The organism is Proluteimonas luteida, assembly GCF_021191695.1.
GTDB classification, from domain to species: domain Bacteria; phylum Pseudomonadota; class Gammaproteobacteria; order Xanthomonadales; family Xanthomonadaceae; genus Luteimonas; species Luteimonas luteida.
Genome location: NZ_JAIWPT010000021.1, coordinates 1 through 23,905 on the forward strand (window position 1 = coordinate 1; position 23,905 = coordinate 23,905).

General features: G+C 70.9%; 23 protein-coding genes and 1 rRNA gene. 11 read left to right on the plus strand and 13 right to left on the minus strand.

What is annotated here, in order from left to right; genetic code table 11:
• A 16S ribosomal RNA gene (locus LDO26_RS15705) occupies positions 1 to 81 on the minus strand; the annotation flags it as partial.
• Between the two features lie 834 nt (positions 82 to 915).
• Between LDO26_RS15705 and LDO26_RS15710 the strand changes: the two genes are divergently transcribed.
• A complete protein-coding gene (locus LDO26_RS15710) occupies positions 916 to 1,368 on the plus strand; it encodes a DUF192 domain-containing protein (RefSeq protein ID WP_232132040.1) in 453 nt (150 codons plus the stop codon).
• Between the two features lie 40 nt (positions 1,369 to 1,408).
• The gene (locus LDO26_RS15715; protein ID WP_232132041.1) at positions 1,409 to 2,254 is read left to right on the plus strand and encodes a SirB1 family protein; all 846 of its coding nucleotides are present in this window, start codon (positions 1,409 to 1,411) and stop codon (positions 2,252 to 2,254) included.
• 61 nt (positions 2,255 to 2,315) lie between these two features.
• On the opposite strand, the gene LDO26_RS15720 is transcribed toward LDO26_RS15715, so the two are convergent.
• Positions 2,316 to 2,582 carry a rubredoxin gene (locus LDO26_RS15720; protein ID WP_435594109.1) on the minus strand — a complete coding sequence of 89 codons (267 nt, stop codon included), beginning with the start codon at positions 2,580 to 2,582 and terminating at the stop codon, positions 2,316 to 2,318.
• On the opposite strand from LDO26_RS15720, the gene thiE reads away from it, so the two are divergent.
• From thiE to LDO26_RS15735, 3 genes are read left to right on the plus strand one after another with little or no spacing between them, the layout of a single operon-like run.
• Entirely contained in the window at positions 2,581 to 3,222 is a 642-nt protein-coding gene (gene thiE, locus LDO26_RS15725; RefSeq protein WP_232132043.1) for a thiamine phosphate synthase, read from the plus strand. The two genes, LDO26_RS15720 and thiE, sit on opposite strands and share 2 nt — an antisense overlap.
• Positions 3,223 to 3,270: 48 nt before the next feature.
• Positions 3,271 to 4,566 carry a glutamate-1-semialdehyde 2,1-aminomutase gene (gene hemL, locus LDO26_RS15730; RefSeq protein WP_232132044.1) on the plus strand — a complete coding sequence of 432 codons (1,296 nt, stop codon included), beginning with the start codon at positions 3,271 to 3,273 and terminating at the stop codon, positions 4,564 to 4,566.
• On the plus strand, positions 4,563 to 5,180 hold the full coding sequence (locus LDO26_RS15735) for an HAD family hydrolase (protein ID WP_232132045.1): 618 nt from the start codon (positions 4,563 to 4,565) through the stop codon (positions 5,178 to 5,180). The genes hemL and LDO26_RS15735 overlap by 4 nt, the downstream gene beginning before the upstream one ends.
• On the opposite strand, the gene LDO26_RS15740 is transcribed toward LDO26_RS15735, so the two are convergent.
• Genes LDO26_RS15740 through LDO26_RS15755 form a run of 4 tightly spaced genes read right to left on the minus strand, consistent with a single transcriptional unit; the run spans position 5,165 to position 8,612 of the window.
• The gene (locus LDO26_RS15740; protein ID WP_232132046.1) at positions 5,165 to 5,626 is read right to left on the minus strand and encodes an HIT family protein; all 462 of its coding nucleotides are present in this window, start codon (positions 5,624 to 5,626) and stop codon (positions 5,165 to 5,167) included. The genes LDO26_RS15735 and LDO26_RS15740 overlap by 16 nt on opposite strands.
• A complete protein-coding gene (locus tag LDO26_RS15745; RefSeq protein ID WP_232132047.1) occupies positions 5,607 to 6,830 on the minus strand; it encodes an acetylornithine transaminase in 1,224 nt (407 codons plus the stop codon). Before LDO26_RS15745 ends, LDO26_RS15740 begins: the two co-directional genes overlap by 20 nt.
• A gap of 49 nt (positions 6,831 to 6,879) precedes the next feature.
• On the minus strand, positions 6,880 to 7,788 hold the full coding sequence (locus tag LDO26_RS15750) for an arginase family protein (protein ID WP_232132048.1): 909 nt from the start codon (positions 7,786 to 7,788) through the stop codon (positions 6,880 to 6,882).
• Positions 7,789 to 7,793: 5 nt separating this feature from the next.
• The gene (locus LDO26_RS15755) at positions 7,794 to 8,612 is read right to left on the minus strand and encodes an SDR family oxidoreductase (protein WP_232132049.1); all 819 of its coding nucleotides are present in this window, start codon (positions 8,610 to 8,612) and stop codon (positions 7,794 to 7,796) included.
• 108 nt (positions 8,613 to 8,720) lie between these two features.
• Here LDO26_RS15755 and LDO26_RS15760 point away from each other — a divergent pair, with 108 nt between their 5' ends.
• Complete coding sequence (locus LDO26_RS15760; protein ID WP_232132050.1) at positions 8,721 to 9,410, plus strand: hypothetical protein; 690 nt, start codon at positions 8,721 to 8,723, stop codon at positions 9,408 to 9,410.
• Between the two features lie 144 nt (positions 9,411 to 9,554).
• Here LDO26_RS15760 and LDO26_RS15765 read toward each other — a convergent pair whose 3' ends face one another.
• A complete protein-coding gene (locus tag LDO26_RS15765; protein ID WP_232132051.1) occupies positions 9,555 to 10,241 on the minus strand; it encodes a phosphotransferase in 687 nt (228 codons plus the stop codon).
• A 112-nt stretch (positions 10,242 to 10,353) separates the two neighbouring features.
• On the opposite strand from LDO26_RS15765, the gene LDO26_RS15770 reads away from it, so the two are divergent.
• Positions 10,354 to 12,372 (plus strand): bifunctional DedA family/phosphatase PAP2 family protein, encoded by a 2,019-nt coding sequence (locus tag LDO26_RS15770; RefSeq protein WP_232132052.1) that lies wholly within the window; start codon positions 10,354 to 10,356, stop codon positions 12,370 to 12,372.
• 54 nt (positions 12,373 to 12,426) lie between these two features.
• On the opposite strand, the gene LDO26_RS15775 is transcribed toward LDO26_RS15770, so the two are convergent.
• The 4 genes from LDO26_RS15775 to LDO26_RS15790 all read right to left on the minus strand — a co-directional run bounded on the left by LDO26_RS15775 (position 12,427) and on the right by LDO26_RS15790 (position 15,569).
• Positions 12,427 to 13,011 carry an LON peptidase substrate-binding domain-containing protein gene (locus LDO26_RS15775; protein WP_232132053.1) on the minus strand — a complete coding sequence of 195 codons (585 nt, stop codon included), beginning with the start codon at positions 13,009 to 13,011 and terminating at the stop codon, positions 12,427 to 12,429.
• A 47-nt stretch (positions 13,012 to 13,058) separates the two neighbouring features.
• A complete protein-coding gene (gene mpl, locus LDO26_RS15780) occupies positions 13,059 to 14,471 on the minus strand; it encodes a UDP-N-acetylmuramate:L-alanyl-gamma-D-glutamyl-meso-diaminopimelate ligase (RefSeq protein ID WP_232132054.1) in 1,413 nt (470 codons plus the stop codon).
• Positions 14,472 to 14,568: 97 nt separating this feature from the next.
• On the minus strand, positions 14,569 to 14,988 hold the full coding sequence (locus tag LDO26_RS15785) for a hypothetical protein (protein WP_232132055.1): 420 nt from the start codon (positions 14,986 to 14,988) through the stop codon (positions 14,569 to 14,571).
• A gap of 2 nt (positions 14,989 to 14,990) precedes the next feature.
• Positions 14,991 to 15,569, minus strand: a complete 579-nt coding sequence (locus tag LDO26_RS15790; RefSeq protein WP_232132056.1) for an adenylate kinase — start codon at positions 15,567 to 15,569, stop codon at positions 14,991 to 14,993.
• A gap of 118 nt (positions 15,570 to 15,687) precedes the next feature.
• Here LDO26_RS15790 and LDO26_RS15795 point away from each other — a divergent pair, with 118 nt between their 5' ends.
• The 4 genes from LDO26_RS15795 to LDO26_RS15810 all read left to right on the plus strand — a co-directional run bounded on the left by LDO26_RS15795 (position 15,688) and on the right by LDO26_RS15810 (position 21,442).
• Positions 15,688 to 16,944 carry a 6-phosphofructokinase gene (locus LDO26_RS15795; protein ID WP_232132057.1) on the plus strand — a complete coding sequence of 419 codons (1,257 nt, stop codon included), beginning with the start codon at positions 15,688 to 15,690 and terminating at the stop codon, positions 16,942 to 16,944.
• 170 nt (positions 16,945 to 17,114) lie between these two features.
• A complete protein-coding gene (locus LDO26_RS15800; protein WP_232132058.1) occupies positions 17,115 to 19,166 on the plus strand; it encodes a sodium-translocating pyrophosphatase in 2,052 nt (683 codons plus the stop codon).
• 326 nt (positions 19,167 to 19,492) lie between these two features.
• Entirely contained in the window at positions 19,493 to 20,602 is a 1,110-nt protein-coding gene (locus LDO26_RS15805; RefSeq protein ID WP_232132059.1) for a L,D-transpeptidase, read from the plus strand.
• A 75-nt stretch (positions 20,603 to 20,677) separates the two neighbouring features.
• Positions 20,678 to 21,442 carry a murein L,D-transpeptidase catalytic domain family protein gene (locus LDO26_RS15810; protein WP_232132060.1) on the plus strand — a complete coding sequence of 255 codons (765 nt, stop codon included), beginning with the start codon at positions 20,678 to 20,680 and terminating at the stop codon, positions 21,440 to 21,442.
• A gap of 100 nt (positions 21,443 to 21,542) precedes the next feature.
• On the opposite strand, the gene LDO26_RS15815 is transcribed toward LDO26_RS15810, so the two are convergent.
• Together LDO26_RS15815 and LDO26_RS15820 are read right to left on the minus strand one after the other, a co-directional pair.
• Positions 21,543 to 22,085: a hypothetical protein gene (locus tag LDO26_RS15815; protein ID WP_232132061.1), complete on the minus strand. Its 543-nt coding sequence runs from the start codon at positions 22,083 to 22,085 to the stop codon at positions 21,543 to 21,545.
• 223 nt (positions 22,086 to 22,308) lie between these two features.
• On the minus strand, positions 22,309 to 23,892 hold the full coding sequence (locus LDO26_RS15820; protein WP_232132062.1) for a M91 family zinc metallopeptidase: 1,584 nt from the start codon (positions 23,890 to 23,892) through the stop codon (positions 22,309 to 22,311).
• Between the last annotated feature and the right edge of the window lie 13 nt (positions 23,893 to 23,905).

Consider the following 23,905-nt stretch of genomic DNA (forward strand, 5'->3'; position numbering starts at 1 on the left):
TCCCCTGTGCTGCCGTTCGACTTGCATGTGTTAGGCCTGCCGCCAGCGTTCACTCTGAGCCAGGATCAAACTCTTCACTTAAATGTTTCGGCTCCATCCCGAAGGACTTCGCCAATGCTTTGAGTGCAGTCGTCTGCCTGAGCCCCAAATTACTCGCTAGCATTGCTGCTATTGAATTGACTTGTTGCTCTGTTAGAACGTCTGCTGATGGACAGTTATCCACCGACCAGACGTCCGCACAAGTTACCTGCGCACACTGTCAAAGATCTGCGGAAAGCGGCCTCAGCGCCTGCCTTCCGATGCTCCGTCGTTTCCTCCGAAGCGAGCCGCCCATTCTAGCGCGGTTTTGGCGTCCGTCAACACCCGAAGGTGGAGATTTTTGCCTCCGCTTCAGCTGCCGGACCGAAGTCCTTTCCGCTGAAGCGAGCCGCACATCTTAGCGCGGTTTCCGGGAACGTCAACACCTCGTGAAGACCTGTGCCGCTCCGTTCCCGACCCCGCCAGCCGAACCTTGCGGCTCGCCTTGGCGGGGCGCGCATTGTGCACGGCAACATCGATTTCGCAAAGGGGTTGATGCAATTTTTTTGGTTCTTCTCCGATTCCCGGGATTCACCTGTCGTAGGTCGGGGCAATGCCCCCGACGCCGGGACGCCCGGTCAAGCCGCATCGGCGGATCTCCCGGCATCGCGCAAACCCGGACACCACGCGCGTCGGCCGCGTGGGGCCGACCTACGCAAGGCGCGCTTCTTTCCCGGAGTTGGGTGAAGAACCTCTTTTTGGTCCGCCATCCGTGGCCGCCTCCCCCGGCCCACCGTCGGCGAACGTCGGGAAGCGCGCCGGGCGTTTCTTCTTGACGCCCGCGCGCCGGCTGCCGAAGGTGTCGGCACTCCCTTCCACAACATCAGGTCGCCTCCGATGCGTTCGCTCCGTGCCGTCTTCTTCTGCCTGCTGCTCACGCTGTTGCTGCCCGCCTGCGCGTCGGGCGGTCCCTGGGTCGAGCTTGCCGGCCACCGCTACACCGTGGAAATCGCCGATACCGACGCCGCGCGCGCGCGCGGCCTGATGTTCCGCGACCAGCTGGCCGACGGCCACGGCATGCTCTTCATCCACGACAGCGAAGCGCCGCAGGCCTACTGGATGAAGAACACGCGCATCGCGCTCGACATCCTGTACTTCGACAACGAGCGCAGGCTGGTGTCGCAGCAGCGCGACGTGCCACCGTGTTCGGGCGGCAATCGCTGCCCCTCCTATCCCAGCCGTGCGCCCGCGCGCTACGTGCTGGAGCTCAACGCCGGCGAGGCGCGGCGCATCGACCTGCAGGACGGTGCGGTGCTGCAGTTCTCGCCCGGAATCCCCACCCTGCCGTGAGCCGCGCGACTTGCGCCAGCCCTGCCGGCGCGGCAGGCTCATGGGCATGAGCACTGCACTGCCGGACTGGAATGCGCTCGCGGGCATCGGCGACGAAACGCTGCCGCTGCTGCAGGTCGCGCTGCTGATCGCACGCGACGAGTACCCCGATCTCGATGCCGCGCGCTACGAGGCGCTGCTGGAGACGCACGTCGCACGCCTGAAGGTCGAGGTGGCGTCGATCGATGCGCCGCCGTTGAAGATGCAGGCGATCAACCGGCACCTGTTCGAGGAACTGGGCTATACCGGCGACCACGACGCCTATTACGACCCGCGCAACAGCTATCTCAACGAGGTGTTCGACCGCCGCCTGGGCAATCCGATCTCGCTGGCCACGGTGCAGATGGAAGTCGCCAGGCGCCTGGGCGTTCCGCTCGACGGCATCTCGTTCCCGGGCCACTTCCTGGTCCGGCTGCCGGTCGACGACGGCATGCTGGTCATGGACCCGTTCAACGCCGGCCGGCCGCTCGACATCGACGAGCTGCGCGACCGCGCCAGGCCGCACCTGGGCGGCGACGCGCCCGACGACGACGCGCTGCTGCAGATCCTGCATCCCGCCTCGCACCGGACGATGCTGACCCGGATGCTGCGCAACCTGCATGGCGTCTACAGGGACAGCGAGGACTGGGCACGCGCGGTGCGCTGCGCCGACCGCGTGCTGAAACTGCTGCCCGACGCGCCCGATGCGCTGCGCGACCGGGGACTGGGCTATGCGCGGATGGGATACGTGGCGGGCGCGCGCGAGGACCTGGGACGCTACCTGCAGCGCAATCCCGACGCCGGCGATGCGGCGATGGTGCGCGAGACGCTGGTGCAGTGCGGTCGCGCGACCGCATGGCGCCACTGAACCGCGTACCGGTCCATGGCGCCTGCGCCCGTCCCGCGTGCGCCTGGGCCGGACAGACGCCTCAGAGCGTCATCATCTCGAAGTCGTCCTTGGTGACGCCGCAGTCCGGGCAGGTCCAGGTGTCCGGCACATCCTCCCAGCGCGTGCCCGGCGCGATGCCCTCGTCCGGGATGCCCTCGGCCTCGTCGTAGATGAAACCGCAGACGACGCACATCCAGGTGCGGAACGCGGTCGGCTCGGTGGAATCGTTCATCGGATAATGCCGGTACTGCGGAAACGGAAGATCCGCATTGTCCCATCCCCGCCTTCGCACCGGAACCCACGACATGAACGCACGCCCCCCGGCCACGCCGCGCCCGCGCGGGCTCTATCTGCTGACGCCCGACGACAACGACACCGGCCGGCTGCGCGCGCGCGTGGCCGGGGTGCTGCCGCTGGCGACGTGGCTGCAGTACCGCAACAAGACCGCTGATGCCGCGCTGCGCCACCGGCAGGTACAGGCGCTGCTGCCGCTGTGCCGCGGCGCCGGCGTGCCGCTGCTGGTCAACGACGACTGGCGGCTGGCGGCCGAACTCCATGCCGACGGCGCGCACCTGGGCGAGGACGACGGCGCCCTGGCCGGCGCCCGCGCCGCACTGAGGCCGGACGCGATCCTCGGCGCGTCCTGCTACGACGATGCGTCGCTGGCCGATGCCGCGGTCGCCGCGGGCGCCAGTTACGTGGCCTTCGGCAGTTTCTTTCCGTCGTCGACCAAGCCGCTGGCGCGGCGCGCGGATCCCGCGCTGCTGGGCGCGGCTGCGCGGCTCGGCGTGCCGCGGGTGGCGATCGGCGGCATCACCCCGGACAATGCGCGCACGCTGGTCGAAGCCGGCGCCGACCTGGTCGCGGTCATCAGCGGCGTGTTCGACGCCGACGACCCGGTCGCCGCGGCGCGCGCCTATCGCGCCTGCTTCGACCTTCCCGCCTGACCGCGCCGCCTCCCCGCGCGCCGCGCATTGCCGATTTCCGGAGACACGATGGACACTTCCCGCTCGCACGCCCTGTTCCAGCACGCCACGACCCTGCTGCCGGGCGGCGTCAACTCGCCGGTGCGCGCGTTCAAGTCGGTCGGCGGCGAGCCGTTCTTCGTGCAGCGCGCCGACGGGCCATACCTGTTCGATGTCGACGGCAACCGCTACATCGACTACGTCGGCTCGTGGGGGCCGATGATCGCCGGACACAACCACCCCGAGGTCCGCCAGGCGGTCAAGCGCGCGCTCGGCGACGGCCTGTCGTTCGGCGCGCCGTGCGCGGCCGAAGTGGCGATGGCCGAGCGCATCACATCGCTGGTGCCCTCGTGCGAGATGGTGCGCATGGTCAATTCCGGCACCGAGGCCACGCTGTCGGCGATCCGGCTGGCGCGCGGCGCGACCGGGCGCGGCTGCATCGTCAAGTTCGAGGGCTGCTACCACGGCCATGGCGACTCGTTCCTGGTCAAGGCCGGCAGCGGCGCGCTGACCTTCGGCGTGCCGACCTCGCCGGGCGTGCCGAAGGCCTTGGCCGACCTGACGCTGACCCTGCCCTACAACGACTTCGACGCCGCGACCGCGCTGTTCGACAAGGCCGGCGCCGACATCGCCGGCCTGATCATCGAACCGGTGGTCGGCAACGCGAACTGTCTGCCGCCGCGCGACGGCTATCTGCAGCATCTGCGTGATCTGTGCACGCGCCACGGCGCGCTGCTGATCTTCGACGAGGTGATGACCGGCTTCCGCGTCGCGCTCGGCGGTGCGCAGGCGCGCTACGGCGTGACCCCGGACATCAGCACCTTCGGCAAGGTCATCGGCGGCGGCATGCCGGTCGGCGCGTATGGCGGGCGCCGCGAACTGATGCAGCAGATCGCACCGGCCGGGCCGATCTACCAGGCCGGCACGCTGAGCGGCAACCCGATCGCGATGGCCGCGGGACTGGCGATGCTGGACCTGGTGTCCGAACCGGGCTTCCACGACCGCCTGGAAGCGTCGACGCACGCGCTGTGCGACGGCCTGGAGGTCGCGGCGCGCGCGGCCGGGGTCCCGTTCACCACGACCCGTGTCGGCGCGATGTTCGGCCTGTTCTTCACCGATGCGCCGTATGTCGACACCTATGCGCAGGCCGTCGCCTGCGACACCGCGGCCTTCAACCGGTTCTTCCACGCGATGCTCGAACGCGGCGTGTTCCTGGCGCCGTCGGCGTTCGAGGCCGGCTTCATGTCGTCGGCGCACGATGCGGCGGTGATCGAGGCGACGATCGAGGCGGCGCGCGCGGCGTTCGCGGAAGTGGCCGCCGGGTGAGCGCGCCACCGCTGCGCCTGGTGCTGTTCGATTTCGACGGCGTGCTCGCGCACTACGCGCACGCCGACCGGATCGCCGACCTCGCGCGCGTCGCCGGTTGCAGCGCGGCGCAGGTCGCCGCGGTGCTGTTCGAGTCCGGACTGGAAACCGAATACGACGGCGGCGCGATCGACACCGCCACCTATCTGCGCCGGCTCGGCGACGGCCTGGGCGCAACGATCGACGAGGCCGCGTGGATCGCCTCGCGCGTGGCCGGCAGCCGTGCCGACGACGCGGTGCTGGACCAGGTCGTCGCCCTTGCCGGGCGCCTGCCGATCGGCGTGCTCAGCAACAACGGCGCGCTGATGGCCGAGGCGATGCGCGGCATCGTCGCCCCGTTGTTCCCGACGCTCGAGGCGCGGGTGCTGTGCAGCGGCGCACTCGGCGTGCGCAAGCCCGAGCGCGCGATCTTCGACAGGGCACTGGCGCATTTCGGCGTACCCGCGCACGAGACCCTGTTCGTCGACGACGTGTTCGCCAACGTGCAGGGCGCCCGCGCCGCCGGCCTGCATGCCGACACGGTCACCGATGCGCGTTCGCTGCGGCGGGTGCTGAAGCGTTACGGCCTGCCCTGAGCGGCGAGCGCGGTGCGCAGTTCGGCTGCCAAGCGATCGAGGTCTTTGCGGTCCGCTGCCTCCGGAAGCACTGGATAGACCTGCATCAGGCCATCGCCCAGCCGCCGCGGCTGCACGTGCAGATGCACGTGCGGGACTTCCTGCCCACCGGCCTCGCGATTGGACTGCCACAGGTTGAGGCCGTCAGCTTCGAAGACCCGATCGGCGATGCGAGCGATGCGGACCGCGACCCGCATCAGCTGCGCGGCGGTGTCCTCATCCAGGTCGAACAGGGTTTCGACATGCCGGCGCGGTACCACGAGCACGTGACCGGGCACGGCCTGGCGCAGGTCCATGAAGGCGATCACCTGCGCGTCCTCGTGGACGAGACTCGCGGGCAGCGCGCCTGCGAGGATCGCGCAGAACGCGCAGGTGTCCGCTGCGGGCTCAGCCGGCGGCGACGGCATCGACAATCGCGGCACGCAGGCGTGCGAGCCCCTCAGCGACGTCCTCGTCGCGGATGTTGAGTGCCGGCACGAAGCGCAGCACGTCGGGACCGGCCTGCAGCAGCAGCAGGCCGTGGCGCGCGGCGTGGTCGAGGATCGCGGCGGCCTGGCCGGCATGCTCGGCGCGCAACACCGCGCCGAGCATCAGGCCGCGGCCGCGGATTCCGGAGAACACGCCGAACTCGTCGTCGAGCGCGGCGAGTCCGTCGCGCAGCGCCTGCGCCTGACGGGCGACGTTGGCCGCGATCTCCGGCGACGCCAGCTTGCGCAGCGCCACGCGCGCGACCGCGGCGCCCAGCGGATTGCCGCCGAAGGTGGTGCCGTGATCGCCGAACTGCATTGCCTCGGCGACCTTCGGGCCGGCCAGCATCGCGCCGATCGGGAAGCCGCCGCCCAGCGCCTTGGCCAGGGTGACGATGTCGGGAACGACATCGTCCTGGACGAAGGCGAACAGCGTCCCGGTGCGGCCCATGCCGCACTGGATCTCGTCGAGCACCAGCAGCGCATCGTGGCGGTCGCACAGCGCGCGTACCGCGGCCAGATAGCCGTCGGCGGCCGGCATCACCCCGCCCTCGCCCTGCACCGGCTCGAGCATGACCGCGGCGACGTCGCCGCCGGCCATCGCCGCGTCGAGCTGGGCGATGTCGTTGAAATCCACGTAGCGGAATCCGCCCGGCAGCGGCTCGTAGCCGGCCTGGTACTTGGGCTGCGCGGTCGCGGTGACCGCGGCCAGGGTGCGGCCGTGGAAGCTGCCGCGCGCGGTCACGATGACCCGGCGGTCCGGCGCGCGGCCCTGCGCGGTCGCCCACTTGCGCACCAGCTTGATCGCGGCCTCGTTGGCCTCGGCACCGGAATTGCACAGGAACGCACGCGTCGCGAAGCCGCTGGCCTCGACCAGTTCGGCGACCAGCCGCAGCGGCGGTTCGCTGTAGAAGACGTTGCTGGTGTGCCACAGTTTTCCGGCCTGTTCGACCAGCGCGGCCACCAGGTCGGGATCGTTGTGGCCGAGTCCGCACACGGCGATGCCCGCCGACAGGTCGACGTACTCGCGGCCTTCGTTGTCCCAGACGCGCGCGCCGTCGCCGCGCTCGAGCACAAGTTCGCGCGGGCGGTAGACCGGCAGCACGTGGCGCTGCGCGAGGGCGAGAAGATCGGCGGTGGACATGCGCGGCGGCTTCGCAGGAGAACGGGAGGCCGATTGTACGGCGCCCGATTCAGCGCCGTCCGAACGCGGCCGCGAGCAGGTCGACCAGACGCGCGGCATGCTCGCCGCCGGGATCGCGCTCGGGATCGAACACGGTGACCTGCAGTCCCAGCGTCGCGGGATGCGCGAGCAGCGAAGTCAACACCTGCTGCAGCTCATTCCAGTCGAGGCCACCTGGCGGCTCGGGCGAATCGACCGCCGGCATCCATCGCGGGTCCAGCACGTCGACATCCAGGTGGATCCACAGACCCTCGGGCTGTCGCGACATCAGCGTTCGCAGCGCCGTATGCATGCTGGCGAGCGCCCCGTCCGCGCGGATCGCGGAGATGGGGACGTGCTGCATCGGCGCCGCACGGAATGCCGCGCGCGTCGCATGCGCATCGTCCCCGCCGTCGCGATAGCCGAACGCGACGACGTCCTGCGCCTGGAGATAAGGGCGCGCGCCGTCGATGTCGGTCAACGCATCCGGGCCGTCGCCGAGCACCAGTCCCAGGTCGGTGCCCGCGGCGGTGCGTGGTCCGCCGTGGCGCGGGAGATACCAGTCGCTGTGGCCGTCGAGGAAGACCAGGCCGCAACGCCCCCGGCGCCGGAGTGCCAGCGCCGTGCCGAGCATCAGGCTGCAGTCGCCCCCGACCACCAGCAAGCGGCGTTCATGGGACAGCAGAGGCCCGACGCGGTCCGCGATCGCGCGACTGTAGCCGGGCAGCACGTCGCCATTGAGGAACCCGGTCGCCGGATCTCCGTAGGGATCGTAGGGCGGCTCGGGAAGATCGCCGTGATCGCGTGCCTCCAGTGCCCGCGCCAGGCCTGCCCGCCGCAACGCCGCGGGCGCATGCCGCGCGCCCGGGACCCGGCCGGGCGCCGGTGGACGCAGGCCCAGGGGCGTCGGCACGCCGAGCATGTCGACGGGGCGGTACACCGCCGTCAATCGAGGAACAGATCCGGCAACAGCGGCTGCGAGGGATCGATCGCATAGCCGTCGAGATCGGTGACGCCGGCCTCGGCCAGCACCTCGTCGTCGATCAGGAAGTTGCCGTGGAAGCCTTCGGCCTCGCGCACCAGCACCGCGTGCGCGGCGTCGCCCATGATCGCCGGGCTGCGGCCGTTGCCGCGTTCGACGCCGGGAATCATGTTCAGCGCGTCGGTGCCGATCAGCGTGCGCGGCCACAGCGCGTTGACCGCGACGCCCTGCGGGCCGAACTCGCCGGCCAGTCCCAGGGTCACGAAGCTCATGCCCATCTTCGCCAGGGTGTAGCCGGTATGCGGCGCCCACCATTTCGGGTCCAGCGACGGCGGCGGACACAGGGTCAGGATGTGCGGGTTCGGCGCGACCAGCAGGTGCGGCAGGCAGGCCTGCGCGCACAGGAAGCTGCCGCGCGCGTTGACCTGCTGCATCAGATCGAAACGCTTCATCGGCGTGTCGAGGGTGCCGCGCAGCCAGATCGCGCTGGCGTTGTTGACCAGGATGTCGATGCCGCCGAAGGCGTCGACGGTCGCCGCGACCGCGGCGCGCACCTGGTCCTCCTCGCGGATGTCGCAGCGCAGTGCCAGCGCGCGGCCGCCGGCCGCCTCCACCGCGCGCGCGGCGCTGTGGATCGTGCCGGGCAACTTCGGATTGGCGACCTCGGATTTGGCGGCGATCGCGACGTTGGCGCCGTCGCGCGCCGCGCGCTCGGCGATCGCCAGGCCGATGCCGCGCGATGCGCCGGTGATGAACAGGGTTTTGCCGGACAGGGTGGCCATGCGGGTGTGCCTGCAGCGCGGGAAGGAACGCGCATTATGCGCGCGCGCATTTTCGCGTTCAGCCCGCCGCGCGATACTGCAAGCCCGCCCAACCCGACAAGATTGCCGATGCGTACCGCCCTGCCCTTCGCCGCCATGCTGGCGCTGACCCTCGCCGCCTGCGATGCGGCCCGCCCCGGTACCGATGCCACGCTCCCGGCAGATGCCGCCGGCGCCACCGTGCAGCCAGCCGCCACCGCCGACGATGCGCCCGCCTCCGGGCGGCTGGGGCCGGACGCGGTGTGGCAGGGCACGCCCGACGCCTGCCGCGACCAGGCCGGGCCGCCGGACGATTGCCTGCTGGACGCGATGCGCACCGGCGGCGCCACGGCGGCGGCGGTCGCGGCTGCCCAGCGCCTGGCGGCCGAGGGCAACCCCGGCTACATCGACGGCTGGCGCGAGATCGACGGCGTCGGCGCGGCCTCGCTGGTGTATCCGTTCCGCGCCAACACCAACCAGGGGCTGTGGCTGGTCGACGCCGACGGCCGCGCGGTCGACGTCGACCAGGACGTGCTGCCGAAAACGGCACAGACACAGGACGACATCCGCGAATTCCTCGAGGCGCATCCGGACGTCATGCCGTTCGCGCCGGCCCAGGCCGACGGCAGCGAGACATTGCCCGATGACGGCGTGCGCCTGGTCTTCGCCACGCCGATGCGCAGCTGCCACGCCTGCGAACAGGCCGGCACCCTGCGGGTGGGCTACGACTTCGACGCGGCGCGCCGCTTCAGCGGACAACAGGTTCTCGACCTGCGCTGATCCGGGACCGCCGGGCGGCCGCCGCCGCCGGTTTCTCAGAACCTGTTCGCGATCTCCAATGGGTCGCGCCGTGCCTGCTGGCGCGGCCCGAAGGGTGCCCGCGCAGCGGCCACGCGGGCCGTTTCGGGGATCGTGAACAGGTTCTCAGGGCTTGGGCCCCTGGCCCTCGTTGTCCTCCCACTTGAGGATCCTGCGGGTCACCACCCGGTAGACCGGCTTGCCGGTGCGGAACCACAGGTCGCGCAGCCACGAGGTGCGCTTGAGCACGCGCTTCTCGACCGGGGTCAGGGACTCGCGGCAGTACATGCGCTTGTGCTTGAGCAGGTGGCGCAGGTCCTCGCGCGCCAGCAGGCGCATCCAGCGCGAACGCGGGTCGCCGCAGACCGCCAGCTGGAAGTCGATGATCGCCGGACGGCCGTCCTCGAGCACCAGCCAGTTGGCCTCCTTGGCGAGGTCGTTGTGGGCCAGGCCGCGCCGGTGCAGCGCCTGAAGCAGGCGCCGCGCGCGGCGGAAGTAGGCCAGGTCGCCGCGTGGCGGGCGCTGGTACATCGCGTCGCCGGCCATGTAGCTGCGGTCCAGGCAGCGGCCGTCCCAGCCCAGCAACTGCGGGGTGTCGGCCAGCCCGGCCACGCGGGCCAGGCCGCGCGCCTCGCGGCGTGCCAGCAGCCAGGCCGGCAGGCGCAGCCACAGCGGCACGTGACGCAGGTCGCGGCGCACGAACAACAGGCCGTCGGCGCCGCGCATCAGCGAGATGCGGCCGAAGCTGTCGGACTTGAGGGCACGGAATTCGGTGGCCTGGCCGCGGGCGGCGGCGGACGGTGGCGCAGTCATCGCGGCATTGTACGGGCGCGGCCACGGCCGGGCCGCGCCCGACCTGTCCGGCAACCGTCCACGGGGCCGGGCGTGTCACCGACGCGCCAGGGCGAGGCGCCATAATGGACGGATGCTCAGCAACTTCTTCAACAGCGTGGTCGGCTGGATCGGCGACCACCCTGTCGCGGCCGGCCTTGCGATCTTCCTGATCGCGTTCGCGGACTCGGTGATCGTGCTCGGTGCGATCGTGCCGGCGCTGCCGCTGCTGTTCGCGATCGGGGTCATGATCGGCCTCGGCGAGGTCTCCGCCCCGTACGCGATTGCCTGCGCCGCGCTCGGCGCGCTGGCCGGCGACGGCGTCAGCTACTGGGTCGGCCGCCGCTGGGGAGCGGGACTGCGCGGCGTATGGCCGTTCCACCGTTACCCGCAGCTGCTCGACCGCGGCGAGCTGCTGTTCCGGCGCAATGCGGTCAAGAGCATCTTCATCGCCCGCTACGTCGGCGCGATCCGCCCCTTCGTGCCGGCGATCGCCGGCATTGCGCGGATGCCGCTGCGCCGCTACCTGCCGGTCAGCCTCGCGGCCTGCATCTCCTGGGCGGTGGTGTTCCTGGCGCCGGGCTGGCTGTTCGGCGCATCCTACGAGGCAGTCGCCGCGGTCGCCGACCGGCTGGCGATCGTGCTCGGCGCGCTGGTCGCGGTGCTGGCGCTGTCGTGGGCGATCATCGTCTACAGCTACCGCTGGTTCGACGCGCACGCCAACAGCCTGCTGGCGCGGGCGCTGAAGTGGACCCGGGCGCATCCACGCCTCGGCCGCTACGCGGCGGCGCTGATCGACCCCAGCCGCCCGGAATCCCCGTCGCTGGCGATCCTCGCGGTCTGCCTGCTGGCGATCGGCTGGGCCTGGTCGGCGCTGCTGGCCACGGTGCTGATGCGCGGCGAGCCGCTGCTGATCGACCACACCGTGTTCCAGCTGATGTACGAACTGCGCAACCCGCTGGCCGACCGGATGATGGCGGGACTGGCATCGATCGGCGACGTGCAGGTGCTGGCGCCGGCGGTCGGGCTGACCCTGCTGTGGCTGGTGTGGCGGCGGCGCTGGATCGCGGCCGTGCACTGGCTGGCCGCGCTGGCCTTCGGCATGGCGCTGACCGCGTTGCTGGGCGCGGTGATCGACATGCCGCGGCCGCCGACCGCGCACGGCGGTTTCGGCTTCCCGTCGGTCGAGATCACCATGTGCACGATCACCTTCGGCTTCTTCGCGGTGCTGATCGCGCGCGAGCTGCCGGGGCGTTCGCGGGTGTGGCCGTACCTGGTCTCCGGCGCGATCGTGTCGGTGCTCGGCTTCGCCCGGCTGTACCTGGGCGCGCACTGGCTCAGCGACATCGTCGGCGGCATGCTGCTGGGCATCGTCTGGCTGCTGGTGCTCGGCATCGCCTACCGCCGCCACGTCGAACGCTCGTTCTGGATGCGCCCGGTGGCGCTGATCTTCTACATCACCTTCGCCGTCGCGGCACTGTGGCACGCACCGCGCGCGGTCGACCCGCTGCTGGCGCGGTTCGTGCCGCCGCCGCCGGAGAAGGTGCTGACTCTCGACGGCTGGTGGCAGGACGACTGGGCGCATCTGCCCGGACAGCTGCGCGAACGCGACCCCACCCACCGCTGGCCGCTGGACCTGCAGATCGCCGGTCCGCTGGCGCCGCTGCAGCAACGGCTGGAAGCGCGCGGCTGGCGGGCGCAGCCGCAGGCCGACTGGTCGGAGACGCTGCACCTGCTCGACGACGACGTGCCGCAGGCCCGGCAGCCGGTGCTGCCGGCGACGCTCGATACCGTGGCCGAGACCCTGCTGATGCGCCGCGACGTCGACGAGGGCCAGGTCGATGTCCTGCGCCTGTGGCGCGCGCCCGCACGCCTGGCCGACGGCAGCGACCTGTGGCTCGGCACCGGGCAGTCGCTGCGCTACACGCGTCCGCTCGGCCTGTTCGGCCTGTGGCAGCCGCAGCCCGATGCCGGCACCGTGCACGCGGAACTGCGCGAACTGCTGGAAGCGTTCGACACCCGCGAGGCGGTGCATCCGCAGTCGGGGGTTCCGGTGCTGCGGGTACGCACCGATGCCGCGCCGGCGGAGACCGGGAAAGCGCGCGTGCCGTAGCGGCGCCACTGCCGCGCGCAGCCGGCGGGCCGGCAGAGGAACGGCTTCCGGCCTTCAGTCGTCGACCAGCCGCAGCAGCGTCTCCAGCCGCTCGTCGGGGTCGTCCTGCTGCAGCAGGCCCTGGCGCTGCGCCTGGGTCAGCGGCAACAGCTCGGCCAATCGCCAGCCGACCCACGCCGCGTCGTCGAAATGCTGCTTCGGGAACGCACGGTCGGCGCCGTCGATGCGCTCGAGGATCTTTTCCAGCACCACGCCCAGCAACGCGTGCTGGGGCAGCAGGTCGGTCGACGGATCGGGCGCCTGCCAGTCGACCTCGGCGACGATCAGGCCGTTGTCGCGCACCCGCGTGCGGCGCACGTGGAACCGGCGCGCGCCACGCACGCGCAATGTCAGCAGGCCATCGTCGCCCAGGTCGAAGTCCTCGATCAGCGCCTCGGTGCCGAACCCGGCCGGCGTCGCCGGCGCACCGACCTCGTCGCCGTCGAGGATCAGGCAGATGCCGAAGCCGCCGCCGCGGCGGCCGCAATCGCGCACCAGGTCGAGGTAGCGCGGTTCGAACACGCGCAGGCCCAGCGCCGCACCGGGGACCAGTACGGTGCGCAGGGGGAACAGGGGCAGGCAGTCATCGTCGGTCGCCATGGCCGCAGTGTACGACCCGCGCGCGGCGACACCGTCGAGGCCGGCGCTCAGCCGGCGCGCAGCTGCGCCAGGAACCGCCGCGGCGCGCCGTCGAAGCCGCCGTTGGACATGAACACCACGTGGTCGCCGGCGCCGGCGATGTCGCCGAGCGCGGTCAGCAGCGCGCCGACATCGGCGACCGCGCGCGCCTTGCCGCGCACCGCGGCGACGACCTTGCCGGCATCCCAGGCCAGCTCCGGACGCTGCAGGAACACCACCGCGTCGGCGCCATCGAGCGACGGCGCCAACGCATCGGCATGCGCGCCCAGGCGCATCGAATTGCTGCGCGGTTCCATCGCAACGATGATCCTCCGCGCATCGCCGACCTTCGCGCGCAGGCCGGCGAGCGTGGTCGCGATCGCGGTCGGGTGGTGGGCGAAATCGTCGTAGACGGTGATGCCGCCCGCCTCGCCCAGCACTTCCAGCCGGCGCTTGACGCTGTGGAAATCCGTCAGCGACCGCAGCACCGCCGCCACGTCGACGCCGACCGCCGCGCACGCCGCCAGCGCGGCCAGTCCGTTGAGGACGTTGTGGTCGCCGACCAGGGGCCACTCGACGATGCCCAGTTCCTCGCCACCGTGCAGCACCGCGAACGCGCTGCCGTCCGCGCGAAGCTTGCGTGCGCTCCAGTCGAATGCGGGATCGAAGCCGAAGCGCTCGACCGGCGTCCAGCAGCCCATCGCCAGCACTTCGTCGAGGCGCCGGTCGTGGCCGTTGACGATCAGCCGGCCGCGGCCGGGCACGGTGCGCACCAGGTGGTGGAACTGGCGCTGGATCGCGGCGACGTCGGGGAAGATGTCGGCATGGTCGAACTCGAGGTTGTTGAGGATCGCGACCAGCGGCCGGTAGTGCACGAACTTGCTGCGCTTGTCGAAGAACGCGGTGTCGTACTCGTCCGCTTCCACGACGAACAGCGGCCGGCCCGCCAGGGCCGGCGCATCCTGTCCCGCTCCCTCCGCCGGCGAACCGCCCAGGCGCGCCGACACCCCGAAATCCTCCGCCACGCCGCCGATCAGGAAGCCCGGATGGCGGCCGGCGGCCTCGAGCAGGTAGGCCAGGATCGTGCTGGTCGTGGTCTTGCCGTGGGTACCGGCGACCGCCAGCACGTCGCGGCCCGGCAGCACGCTGTCGCGCAGCCATTCGGCGCCGGAGGTGTAGGCACGTCCGCTGTCCAGCACCGCCTCGACCGCGGCGTTGCCGCGCGAGAGTGCGTTGCCGATGACGACCTGGTCGACGTCGTCGCCGATGTTGGCCGGATCGTAGCCCTGGTGCAGGGCGATGCCGAGCCGCTCGAGCTGGGTCGACATCGGCGGATATACCGACTGGTCGCTGCCCTCGACGTCGTGACCGAGCTCGCGCGCAAGCGCCGCGACCCCGCCCATGAAGGTGCCGGCGATGCCCAGGATATGGAGTTTGCTCATGCCGGCATTGTCGCAGAACGGGTTCGCCGGCTACGACCACGGCGTCGGTGCAAAGCCCGCGGGCGGCGCGCGGCGCGGGATGTCCGGGCCGGTGCGATCAGCGCAGCCAGTCGCTCGCCACGAAGGCCGATTCCGCGTCCAGGCCGTCGACCGGGGCGAAGCCGCCGACCTCCGCGACCTCGATGCGCTGCGGAGGCAGCATCGGCAGGCGGAGCGTGGCGAGCTGCCGCTGCTTGACGCGGACCGTCAACGACGGCGCCGGCACGCAGCCGTGCTGACGGGCGGTGAGGTCGGCAAGCAAGGGCGCGCTGGCGGCCAGCGGCGACAGCGAACGCGCATGCTGCACCCGCGCCGCGCCCTCCGCGTCCGGGCACAACCAGGCGTCCTCGCGGGTCTGCCGGCTGCAGCCGGCCAGCAGGATCGACAGGCCCAGGGCGGCGATACCCAGCCGCGCCGAGATGCCGGGACGGCGCGACGCGCGACTGCCGGCGGGAACCGCCTCCGCGTGGCGACGCATCCTCAGGCCGTCGTCTGCGCCTGCCCGATCGCGGCCAGGATGCGGTGGAACACCTCGTCGAGCGTGCCCACGCCGTCGACGATGGTCAGCTGGCCATGGTCGCGGTAGAACTTGATCACCGGCGCGGTCTGCTGGTCGTAGACGTTGAGCCGGTGACGCACCGATTCGGGGCTGTCGTCGGCGCGGCCCTCGGCCTGCGCGCGGCCGGCCAGGCGGTCGATGATCTGCTCGTTGTCGACCTCCAGCTGCACGGCGGCGTCGAACTTCTGGCCCAGTTTCGCCAGCAGCGCATCGAGCGCGGCGGCCTGGGCGAGGTTGCGCGGGTAGCCGTCGAGGATGAAGCCGGCCTTGGTGTCGTCGCGCGAGAAGCGGTCTTCCAGCATGCCCAGCAGGATCTCGTCGGACACCAGGTCGCCGCGCGCCATGACTTCCTTGGCCTGCAGGCCCAGCGGCGTGCCGGCGGCGACTTCCGCGCGCAGCAGGTCGCCGGTGGAGATGTGCGGAACGTGCAGATAGTCCTTCAACCGCGCCGCCTGCGTGCCCTTGCCTGAACCGGGTGCACCAAGAAGTACCAAACGCATCGAACGCTCCTAGCAGGGTTGGGGGACCGTGCCGCGCGCCGGCGTACACTGCCGAAGGCGCCGAACGGCGGCGTCAGCTTACCGTATCCCGTCCCCGCAGACCCCAAGAGCGCCCCCGATGCCCAGCGGAACCCTGCTCTACGCCCAGTCCGGCGGCGTGACCGCCGTCATCAACGCGACCGCCTCGGCGGTCATCCAGGCCGCGCGCGCGCAGCGGGTCAAGGTGCTGGCGGCGCGCAACGGCATTCTCGGCGCGCTGCGCGAGGAGCTGATCGACACCTCGAAGGAACCGGTCGCCGCGATCCGCGCGCTGGCGCACACCCCGGGCGGCGCGTTCGGCTCGTGCCGCTACAAGCTGGGGTCGGTCGAGGCCGACCGGGCGAAGTACGAGCGCCTGCTCGACGTGCTGCGCGCACACGACGTGCGCTGGTTCCTCTACAACGGCGGCAACGACTCGGCCGACACCGCGCTCAAGGTCTCGCAACTGGCGAAAGCCTTCGACTATCCGCTGACCTGCATCGGCGTGCCCAAGACCATCGACAACGACCTCGCGGTCACCGACTGCTGCCCGGGCTTCGGCTCGGCGGCCAAGTACACCGCGGTGTCGGTGCGCGAAGCCGCGCTCGACGTCGCCGCGATGGCCGAGACGTCGACGAAGGTGTTCGTCTACGAGGCGATGGGCCGCCATGCCGGCTGGCTGGCCGCGGCCGCCGGACTCGCCGGCCAGGGCGCCGATGCCGCGCCGCACCTGATCCTGTTCCCGGAGCGGGCCTTCGACGAGGCGGACTTCCTCGCCAACGTCCAGCGCATCGTCGACCGCGTCGGCCATTGCGTGGTCGTCGCCAGCGAGGGCATCCGCACCGCGGACGGGACCTTCGTCGCCGACGCCGGCGGCGGCACCGATGCCTTCGGCCATGCCCAGCTCGGCGGCGTCGCCTCGTATCTCGCCGGCCGGGTCAAGGACCGGCTCGGGCTGAAGGTGCACTGGACGCTGCCCGACTACCTGCAGCGTTCCGCGCGCCACATCGCCTCGAAGACCGACCTCGACCAGGCGATGGCGGTCGGCGAGGCCGCGGTGCGCTTCGCCCTGGAAGGCCGCAACGCGACGATGCCGGTCATCGCGCGGACGTCGGACGCGCCGTATCGCTGGAAGATCGACAGCGCGCCGCTGCACCGGGTCGCCAACCACGAGAAGACGATGCCGGCCGGTTTCATCCGCAGGGACGGCTATGGCATCACCGCGGCCGCGCGCCGCTACCTGGAGCCGCTGATCCGCGGCGAGGCGTATCCGCCATACGGGCGCGACGGGATTCCGGCCTACGCGACGCTGAAGAACGTGGCCGTGGCGAAGACACTGCCTGCCTGGGGCGGGTGACGGGGCGCATGCCGGTGCGCCACCGTGGGCCGCGACCGCCTGCCGTGATTCCGGCCGGCAGCCGCCACGCCCTGCGGGCAACCCCGGATATCCACGCTCCCCTGCCTGTGCGATAGTCGGCCGGCACCACCGCTGTCCTGTCTTGGCATCACGACTCTGGGAGGGGTTCCATGCTCGAGCAACACGGTTTGTGGCTGGCACTGGGCTGTGCCGCCATCGCAATCCTCTACGGCGTGATCTCCGCCGGCTGGATCAACCGGCAACCAGCCGGCAACGAACGCATGCAGCAGATCGCCGGGGCGATCCAGGAAGGCGCGCGCGCCTATCTCAACCGGCAGTACCTGACGATCTCGGTCGCCGGCGTCGTGCTGTTCGTGCTGGTCGGCTTCTTCCTCGGCTGGGCGACCGGCATCGGCTTCCTGCTCGGCGCGGTGCTGTCGGGCGCGGCCGGCTACATCGGCATGAACGTCTCGGTGCGCGCGAACGTGCGCACCGCCGAGGCCGCGCGCCGCGGCATCGGACCGGCGATGGACGTGGCGTTCCGCGGCGGCGCGATCACCGGCATGCTGGTGGTCGGGCTGGGCCTGCTCGGCGTGGCCGGCTACTGGTGGCTGCTGCCGCGCTTCGGCATCGAGGGCGAGACCGCGCTGCACGCGCTGGTCGGGCTGGCGTTCGGCAGTTCGCTGATCTCGATCTTCGCGCGCCTGGGCGGCGGCATCTTCACCAAGGGCGCGGACGTCGGCGCGGACCTCGTGGGCAAGGTCGAGGCCGGGATCCCCGAGGACGACCCGCGCAACCCCGCGGTGATCGCCGACAACGTCGGCGACAACGTCGGCGACTGCGCGGGCATGGCGGCCGACCTGTTCGAGACCTATGCGGTCACGGTCATCGCGACGATGCTGCTCGGCTTCCTGATGGCCTCGACGGTCGGCGGCAACGGCGTGCTGTATCCGCTGGTGCTCGGCGGCGCGTCGATCCTGGCCTCGATCGTCGGCACGTTCTTCGTCCGGGTGAAGGCCGGCGGCTCGATCATGGGTGCGCTGTACAAGGGCGTGATCGTCTCGGGCGTGATCGCCGCGGCGCTGTTCTGGCCGATCACCACGCAACTGATGGCCGACAATACGCACGGCGCGACCAACCTGTACTGGTGCGCGCTGATCGGCCTGGTGCTGACCGGCGCGATCGTCTGGATCACCGAGTACTACACCGGCACCCAGTACAGGCCGGTGCAGCACATCGCGCAGGCCTCGACCACCGGCCACGGCACCAACATCATCGCCGGCCTCGGCGTGTCGATGAAGTCCACGGCGATGCCGGTGATCGCGGTGTGCATCGCGATCTGGGCCTGCTTCGCGCTGGGCGGGCTGTACGGCATCGCGATCGCCGCGACCGCGATGCTGTCGATGGCCGGCATGATCGTCGCGCTCGACGCCTACGGCCCGATCACCGACAACGCCGGCGGCATCGCCGAGATGGCCGAACTGCCGCCCGAGGTGCGCGACATCACCGATCCGCTCGACGCCGTGGGCAACACCACCAAGGCCGTGACCAAGGGCTATGCGATCGGCTCGGCGGCGCTGGCGGCGCTGGTGCTGTTCGCCGACTTCACCCACAACCTGGAGGCGAAGTATCCCGGCACCGAGTTCCGCTTCGATCTCGCCGACCCGGCGGTGATCATCGGCCTGTTCATCGGCGGCCTGATCCCCTACCTGTTCGGTGCGATGGCGATGGAAGCCGTCGGCCGCGCGGCCGGCGCGGTGGTCGAGGAGGTGCGCCGGCAGTTCCGCGAGATCCCGGGGATCATGGCCGGCACCGCCAAGCCGGACTACTCGCGCGCGGTCGACATGCTGACGAAGTCGGCGATCAAGGAGATGATCCTGCCGTCGCTGCTGCCGGTGCTGGTACCGGTGGTCGTCGCGCTGGGCATGAATGCACTGATGGGGCCGGGCGCCGGCATCCGCGCGCTCGGCGGCCTGCTGATCGGCACCATCGTCACCGGCCTGTTCGTCGCGATCTCGATGACCACCGGCGGCGGCGCCTGGGACAATGCCAAGAAGTACATCGAGGACGGCCACCACGGCGGCAAGGGCAGCGAGGCGCACAAGGCCGCGGTGACCGGCGACACCGTCGGCGATCCGTACAAGGACACCGCGGGCCCGGCGATCAACCCCCTGATCAAGATCATCAACATCGTCGCATTGCTGCTGGTCCCTTTGCTGTAACCGCAGCAGCCGATCCCGCATGGCACCCGCGCCCTTCTTTTCCCCTCGTGCGGGGCATTGCGCCCTTCACGGGTGGACAGGATGGGGACGCCGCAGGCGCTGATCAGGATCATCACCAGCGACACGTTGCTGCTGCGCCCTCCCCGAACGGGAGGGGGCACGGGGTAAGAACGCGCGTCGGGATCATCGGCATCGATGCACCGCTGCGGGTGCTGCCGCTTCAGGTCGATGCACGGCGCCCAGGGCGGCGACTTCACGGCGCAGCCTTGACCCCGCCCCGCGCCCGATTCGGCCACAATGGCCGCAGCCACCGCCGGAGCCCGCGCATGCGCCTTCACCGATCGCCAGTCCCGACCACCCTGCGCGCGCTCGCCGTAGCGCTTGCGCTCAGCCTGCCGTCCACGGTACTGGCGGCCGGGCCCGTCGCCGCCGAAGCGACCGCCACGCGGGTGCCGACGCCCGCCGATCTCAAGCCCGGCGAGTACCTGTGGCACCCGGAGATCGCACCCGACGGCCCGGTCGTGCTGGTGGTCAGCCTCGACGAACAGCGCGCCTACGTCTACCGCAACGGCATCGCGATCGGCGTGTCGACGATCAGTTCCGGCAAGACCGGCCACGAGACGCCGACCGGCGTGTTCACGATCCTGCAGAAGAACCGCGTCCACCACTCCAATCTCTACAACAACGCGTCGATGCCGTTCATGCAGCGGCTGACCTGGGACGGCATCGCCCTGCACGGCGGCACCCTGCCCGGCCATCCGGCCTCGCACGGCTGCGTCCGGCTGCCGCAGCAATTCGCGGAACTGCTGTTCGGCGTCACCCGCAATGGCGATACCGTCGTCGTTGCCGACGCCAAGGCATCCGCGGCCGGGCTGGTGCATCCGGCGGTACTGGCGCCCATCGCAAGCGGTGGGCAGCCGGCGGCGGCCGATGCCGCTGCAGCGGGGAACGGCGTGGTCTGGACACCCGAGGCCAGTCCGGAAGGGCCGGTCAGCGTGCTGGTCAGCCTCGCCGACCAGCGCGTGTTCGTGCTGCGCAACGGCGTGGCGATCGGCGAGGCGCCGCTGCAGGTCGAACCGGGGTTCGCCGTGCACGGGTCGGTGCTGATGGTCGCCGGCGACGCGAACCCCGCGCAGCCGGACGCGGCGGGCACAGCGCAGCCGAGCCGCCATTGGGCGGCCTATCCGGTGCTCGGCGTCGACGCCGACTCGCTGGCCGCACTGCAGCTGCGGCTGATGCAGCGCCCGCTGCAGGTCGATCCCGCCTTCGCGGCGGCCGTGCAGGGCATCCTGGCGCCCGGCTCGACCCTGCTGCTGACCGACCTGCCGGCGGTACGCGACACCCCGGCCGGGCAGTCGTGGGCGCCGGTGCTGGAATCCGATCCCGCCTCCGACGAACCGGCGGAACCGGCCCCGGCGCCTGCCGCCGGCAGCTGAACGCGCGGCCATCGACGCAACCGTCCGTCGGGACCCCTTGCGGACCGGGTGGCTCCGGGTTGATATTCTGGCGGCATGCGCCCGCTCATTCTCGCTTCCGCCGTCGCCGCACTGGCCACGGCCGGACTCGCCGACCGTGCGTCGGCCGCCGATCATGTCGCCATCGCCACGCCGTCCGCAGTGCCGGCCAGCGATTCCCTGCTCGACACCCTGGCGCGCAGTGCGCCCAAGCTCAACCGCAAGGTACTGCAGCTCGCCACCCGCGCGCTGGCCTGCACGATGCGCCAGCCGCATGCGCGACCGGCGACGCTCAGCGTCATCGACTACTCGCTGCCGTCCACCGAGCCCAGGCTGTGGGTGTTCGACCTGGCCCGCAACACGCTGCTGTTCGAGGAGTGGGTCGCGCACGGGCGCAACACCGGCGAGAACCTCGCCACCCGGTTCTCGAACCGCGAAGGCAGCTACATGTCGAGCCTGGGCGCGTTCCTGACCCAGGAGAGCTACCAGGGCCAGAACGGCTACTCGCTGCGCCTGCAGGGGCTGGAGCCGGGATTCAACGACCGGGCGCGCGAACGCGCGATCGTGATCCACGGCGCGCCCTACGTGAACCCGCTGGCCGCGACCGGACAGGGCCGCCTCGGCCGCAGCCTCGGCTGCCCGGCGGTACGGCCGGCGATCGCGCGCCAGTTGATCGACACGATCCGCGATGGATCGCTGGTGTTCGCCTACTACCCCGACGAGGACTGGCTGCGACAGTCGCAGCTGCTCGACGCCGGTTGCGGCGGTACCCACCACGCGCAGGCCGATGCGCAACCCGCGCAGGCCAGCACCGGAAGCTGACGCGGCCGGCGCTGCAGCGTGCAGGCAAGCCGGCAGGCGGATGGCGGCAGATGACGCCGTCCGGGATTCCCTGGAGCGACTTGTCCAGAGGATCCCTGGCCTAGCCTTCGATGAACCGTTTTGCGGCCACGTCGAACCAGGGCGTGCACAGCAGCTGCTGGTCATCGGCATAGGCGAAATCGGCCTGCCAGACCTCGCGACCATCCACCGTCTCCGGCAGGAACGTGCGCGCCTCGTCGAACGGGGCCACGCCGAGGCACCAGCGCACCTGGCGCGGAGGATCGTCCAGCCACTGCGAGAACGTGAAATCGGCCTCGTCGCTGGCGCCGGGGTTGAGACGGCGCGCCAGCGGCGTCGGCGGCACGGTCGGCGCTGGCTGCGGCAGCGCCTGGGCGACGTGCAACAGGGTCACCTGGCCGGGCTCATTTGCGCGCGCGAACGGCACGCCGATCGCACCGGTCACCTGGCGCTTGGTCAGCACGGCGTGGCGGTCGCCGCGGTCGAACACGGCCAGCGGGACATCGCCGGTGTTGTGCAGCCGGTAGCGCACATGCAGCGCGCCATCGTCGCGCGGCTCGAACGTCACCTGGAGTTCGACGCCTGCGGCGCTGACCTCGGTACGGGCACTGTCATCTGACGTCATCGTGGTTCTCGTTTCGTCGGTCGCCGCATGCAGCAGCGGAGCGCAGAACAATAGCAGTGCCAGCCACGCGGCCGGTGTCCTGGCAGGGGAACGGGCGGTGGCATGCGGCGCGAGGCGATCACCCGGTCCGCCGCCGATTGTGGCATTCATCGGCTGTCTCCCAAAGAGACGGGGTGGCGCGCCCCGGCACGCCACCCCGTCGGTTGCCACGGATATCCGCTGGTCAGAGCGCGTAGCTCGGACGATCCGGCAGGCCCATCTCGCGACGGATGCCGTTCTCGGTCAGATGGATGGGGTTGTGGGTGATCGGACCGGTGCCGTCGAAGTCGTAGGGCGTCGCGCTGCTCTCCAGGCCCACGGCCTGTCGCTCGGCATTGGGCACGCGGCCGCTGTCAGGGCCTTCGCCCCGGTAGGTGCCCGTGAGGAAGGTGCCGTTGACGCCGTTGTAGGCATGCGACATCTCGTGGTAGAGCACCACCGACGGCGCCGGGAACGCGTCCATGTGGAACGACGGGTTGTAGCTGATCGTCACGTCGCCGCCCGCACCCGGACGGCCGTTGATGATGTCGGCATCGCGGCTGAAGGTCTGGGCGTAGCCGTTGTCCTCATTGGACAGTTCCTGGATCGTCACCACGTTGCCCTTGGCCTCGGCGGCCTTGTCGAACTCGGCCAGCATCTGCTGTCCGTTGGGCGAGGCCCGCAGGAAGTCCAGCTCGGACTGCATGCGCTGCATGAAGGCTTCCGAGCCCTTCACGCTGATGCCGCGGTCGCCGACGCTGTTGTCGATCTCGACGTTGACCACGGTCGGCTTGGTGCCGGTCGCGGCGTTGATGATGTCGCTGACTTCCGCATACACGGTGGCATCGGCATGCGCGCCTTCCACGGTGTCGGCGCCGCCACCGGCGTAGACCGTGGTGCGGCCCTCGCCGACGTTGATGACGTCGTCGCCGAGACCGCCGGAAATGATGTCGAACTCGCCGCCGCCATGGATCACGTCGTCGCCGCGGCCGCCCTCGATGTAGTTGGTGCCCGAGCCGGCGTAGATGGTGTCGCTGCCGTCGCCGCCGTAGATCACGTTCTCGCCGCTGCCGCCGTGGATCTCGTTGGTGCCGCCGGTGGTGTGGATGTCGTTGCGGCCGCTGCCGGTCAGCTTGATGACGTCGTCGCCGTTGCCGCTGGCGATGCGGTTGTCGCCGTTGCCCTCGACCAGGATGTCGTTGTCGCCGTCGCCGGCGTCGACCACGATGTTGACGTCGACGTTGGGCGCGACCTTGATCGTGTCGTTGCCGGCGCCGGTGCGCAGGGTCAGCTCCTGGCCCTGGGCCAGCGACACTTCGTAGCTCTCGCCGTTGACGGTGACGTCGAGGGTGCCATCGTCGCGCTGGGTCACGCCGACGTCGTCGTTGCCGCTGCCGGTGGTGAACACGACCTGGTCGCGGCTGATGTAGCCGCCGGCATTGGTGCGCTCGCGCGCGATCGTCACCTGGTCGTCCTTGTGCAGCGGATCGATCTGGATCGGCTTGCCGTCCGGCGTGCTGCCGGTGGTGCGCTCGCTGGAGTTGGTGCCGCCGCCGTTGATCTCGATCGCACCGTGCGGGGTGCGCTGCGGCGCGTCCTTGGTGGAGACCTCGGGACCATCGGCCTTGTCCTGGATCTCGGTGTCATGCCCCAGCTCGCCCGGGCCGTGCGTGTGTTCGCCGTCGGGACCGTGCAGATGGCTGTCCGGGGCCAGCGGATTCTCCCAGTAACCCTGGGTCGAGGCCTGGGATGGAAGGGCGGCTGGATTCAAGCTGTCGAATGTTGTCATCGGCGGGAAACCT

Bases quoted from the DNA above. Each gene is read 5' to 3' on its own strand.
- LDO26_RS15755 (WP_232132049.1), bottom strand. From the start codon at position 8,612: ATGGCCACCCTGTCCGGCAAAACCCTGTTCATCACCGGCGCATCGCGC.
- LDO26_RS15810 (WP_232132060.1), top strand. From the start codon at position 20,678: ATGCGCCCGCTCATTCTCGCTTCCGCCGTCGCCGCACTGGCCACGGCC.
- LDO26_RS15785 (WP_232132055.1), bottom strand. From the start codon at position 14,988: ATGCGTCGCCACGCGGAGGCGGTTCCCGCCGGCAGTCGCGCGTCGCGC.
- LDO26_RS15720 (WP_435594109.1), bottom strand. From the start codon at position 2,582: ATGTCGTGGGTTCCGGTGCGAAGGCGGGGATGGGACAATGCGGATCTT.
- LDO26_RS15760 (WP_232132050.1), top strand. From the start codon at position 8,721: ATGCGTACCGCCCTGCCCTTCGCCGCCATGCTGGCGCTGACCCTCGCC.
- LDO26_RS15745 (WP_232132047.1), bottom strand. From the start codon at position 6,830: ATGTCCACCGCCGATCTTCTCGCCCTCGCGCAGCGCCACGTGCTGCCG.
- LDO26_RS15770 (WP_232132052.1), top strand. From the start codon at position 10,354: ATGCTCAGCAACTTCTTCAACAGCGTGGTCGGCTGGATCGGCGACCAC.
- LDO26_RS15795 (WP_232132057.1), top strand. From the start codon at position 15,688: ATGCCCAGCGGAACCCTGCTCTACGCCCAGTCCGGCGGCGTGACCGCC.
- thiE (WP_232132043.1), top strand. From the start codon at position 2,581: ATGAACGCACGCCCCCCGGCCACGCCGCGCCCGCGCGGGCTCTATCTG.
- mpl (WP_232132054.1), bottom strand. From the start codon at position 14,471: ATGAGCAAACTCCATATCCTGGGCATCGCCGGCACCTTCATGGGCGGG.
- LDO26_RS15775 (WP_232132053.1), bottom strand. From the start codon at position 13,011: ATGGCGACCGACGATGACTGCCTGCCCCTGTTCCCCCTGCGCACCGTA.
- LDO26_RS15815 (WP_232132061.1), bottom strand. From the start codon at position 22,085: ATGACGTCAGATGACAGTGCCCGTACCGAGGTCAGCGCCGCAGGCGTC.
- LDO26_RS15800 (WP_232132058.1), top strand. From the start codon at position 17,115: ATGCTCGAGCAACACGGTTTGTGGCTGGCACTGGGCTGTGCCGCCATC.
- LDO26_RS15805 (WP_232132059.1), top strand. From the start codon at position 19,493: ATGCGCCTTCACCGATCGCCAGTCCCGACCACCCTGCGCGCGCTCGCC.
- hemL (WP_232132044.1), top strand. From the start codon at position 3,271: ATGGACACTTCCCGCTCGCACGCCCTGTTCCAGCACGCCACGACCCTG.
- LDO26_RS15765 (WP_232132051.1), bottom strand. From the start codon at position 10,241: ATGACTGCGCCACCGTCCGCCGCCGCCCGCGGCCAGGCCACCGAATTC.
- LDO26_RS15740 (WP_232132046.1), bottom strand. From the start codon at position 5,626: ATGCCGTCGCCGCCGGCTGAGCCCGCAGCGGACACCTGCGCGTTCTGC.
- LDO26_RS15715 (WP_232132041.1), top strand. From the start codon at position 1,409: ATGGGCATGAGCACTGCACTGCCGGACTGGAATGCGCTCGCGGGCATC.
- LDO26_RS15820 (WP_232132062.1), bottom strand. From the start codon at position 23,892: ATGACAACATTCGACAGCTTGAATCCAGCCGCCCTTCCATCCCAGGCC.
- LDO26_RS15790 (WP_232132056.1), bottom strand. From the start codon at position 15,569: ATGCGTTTGGTACTTCTTGGTGCACCCGGTTCAGGCAAGGGCACGCAG.
- LDO26_RS15710 (WP_232132040.1), top strand. From the start codon at position 916: ATGCGTTCGCTCCGTGCCGTCTTCTTCTGCCTGCTGCTCACGCTGTTG.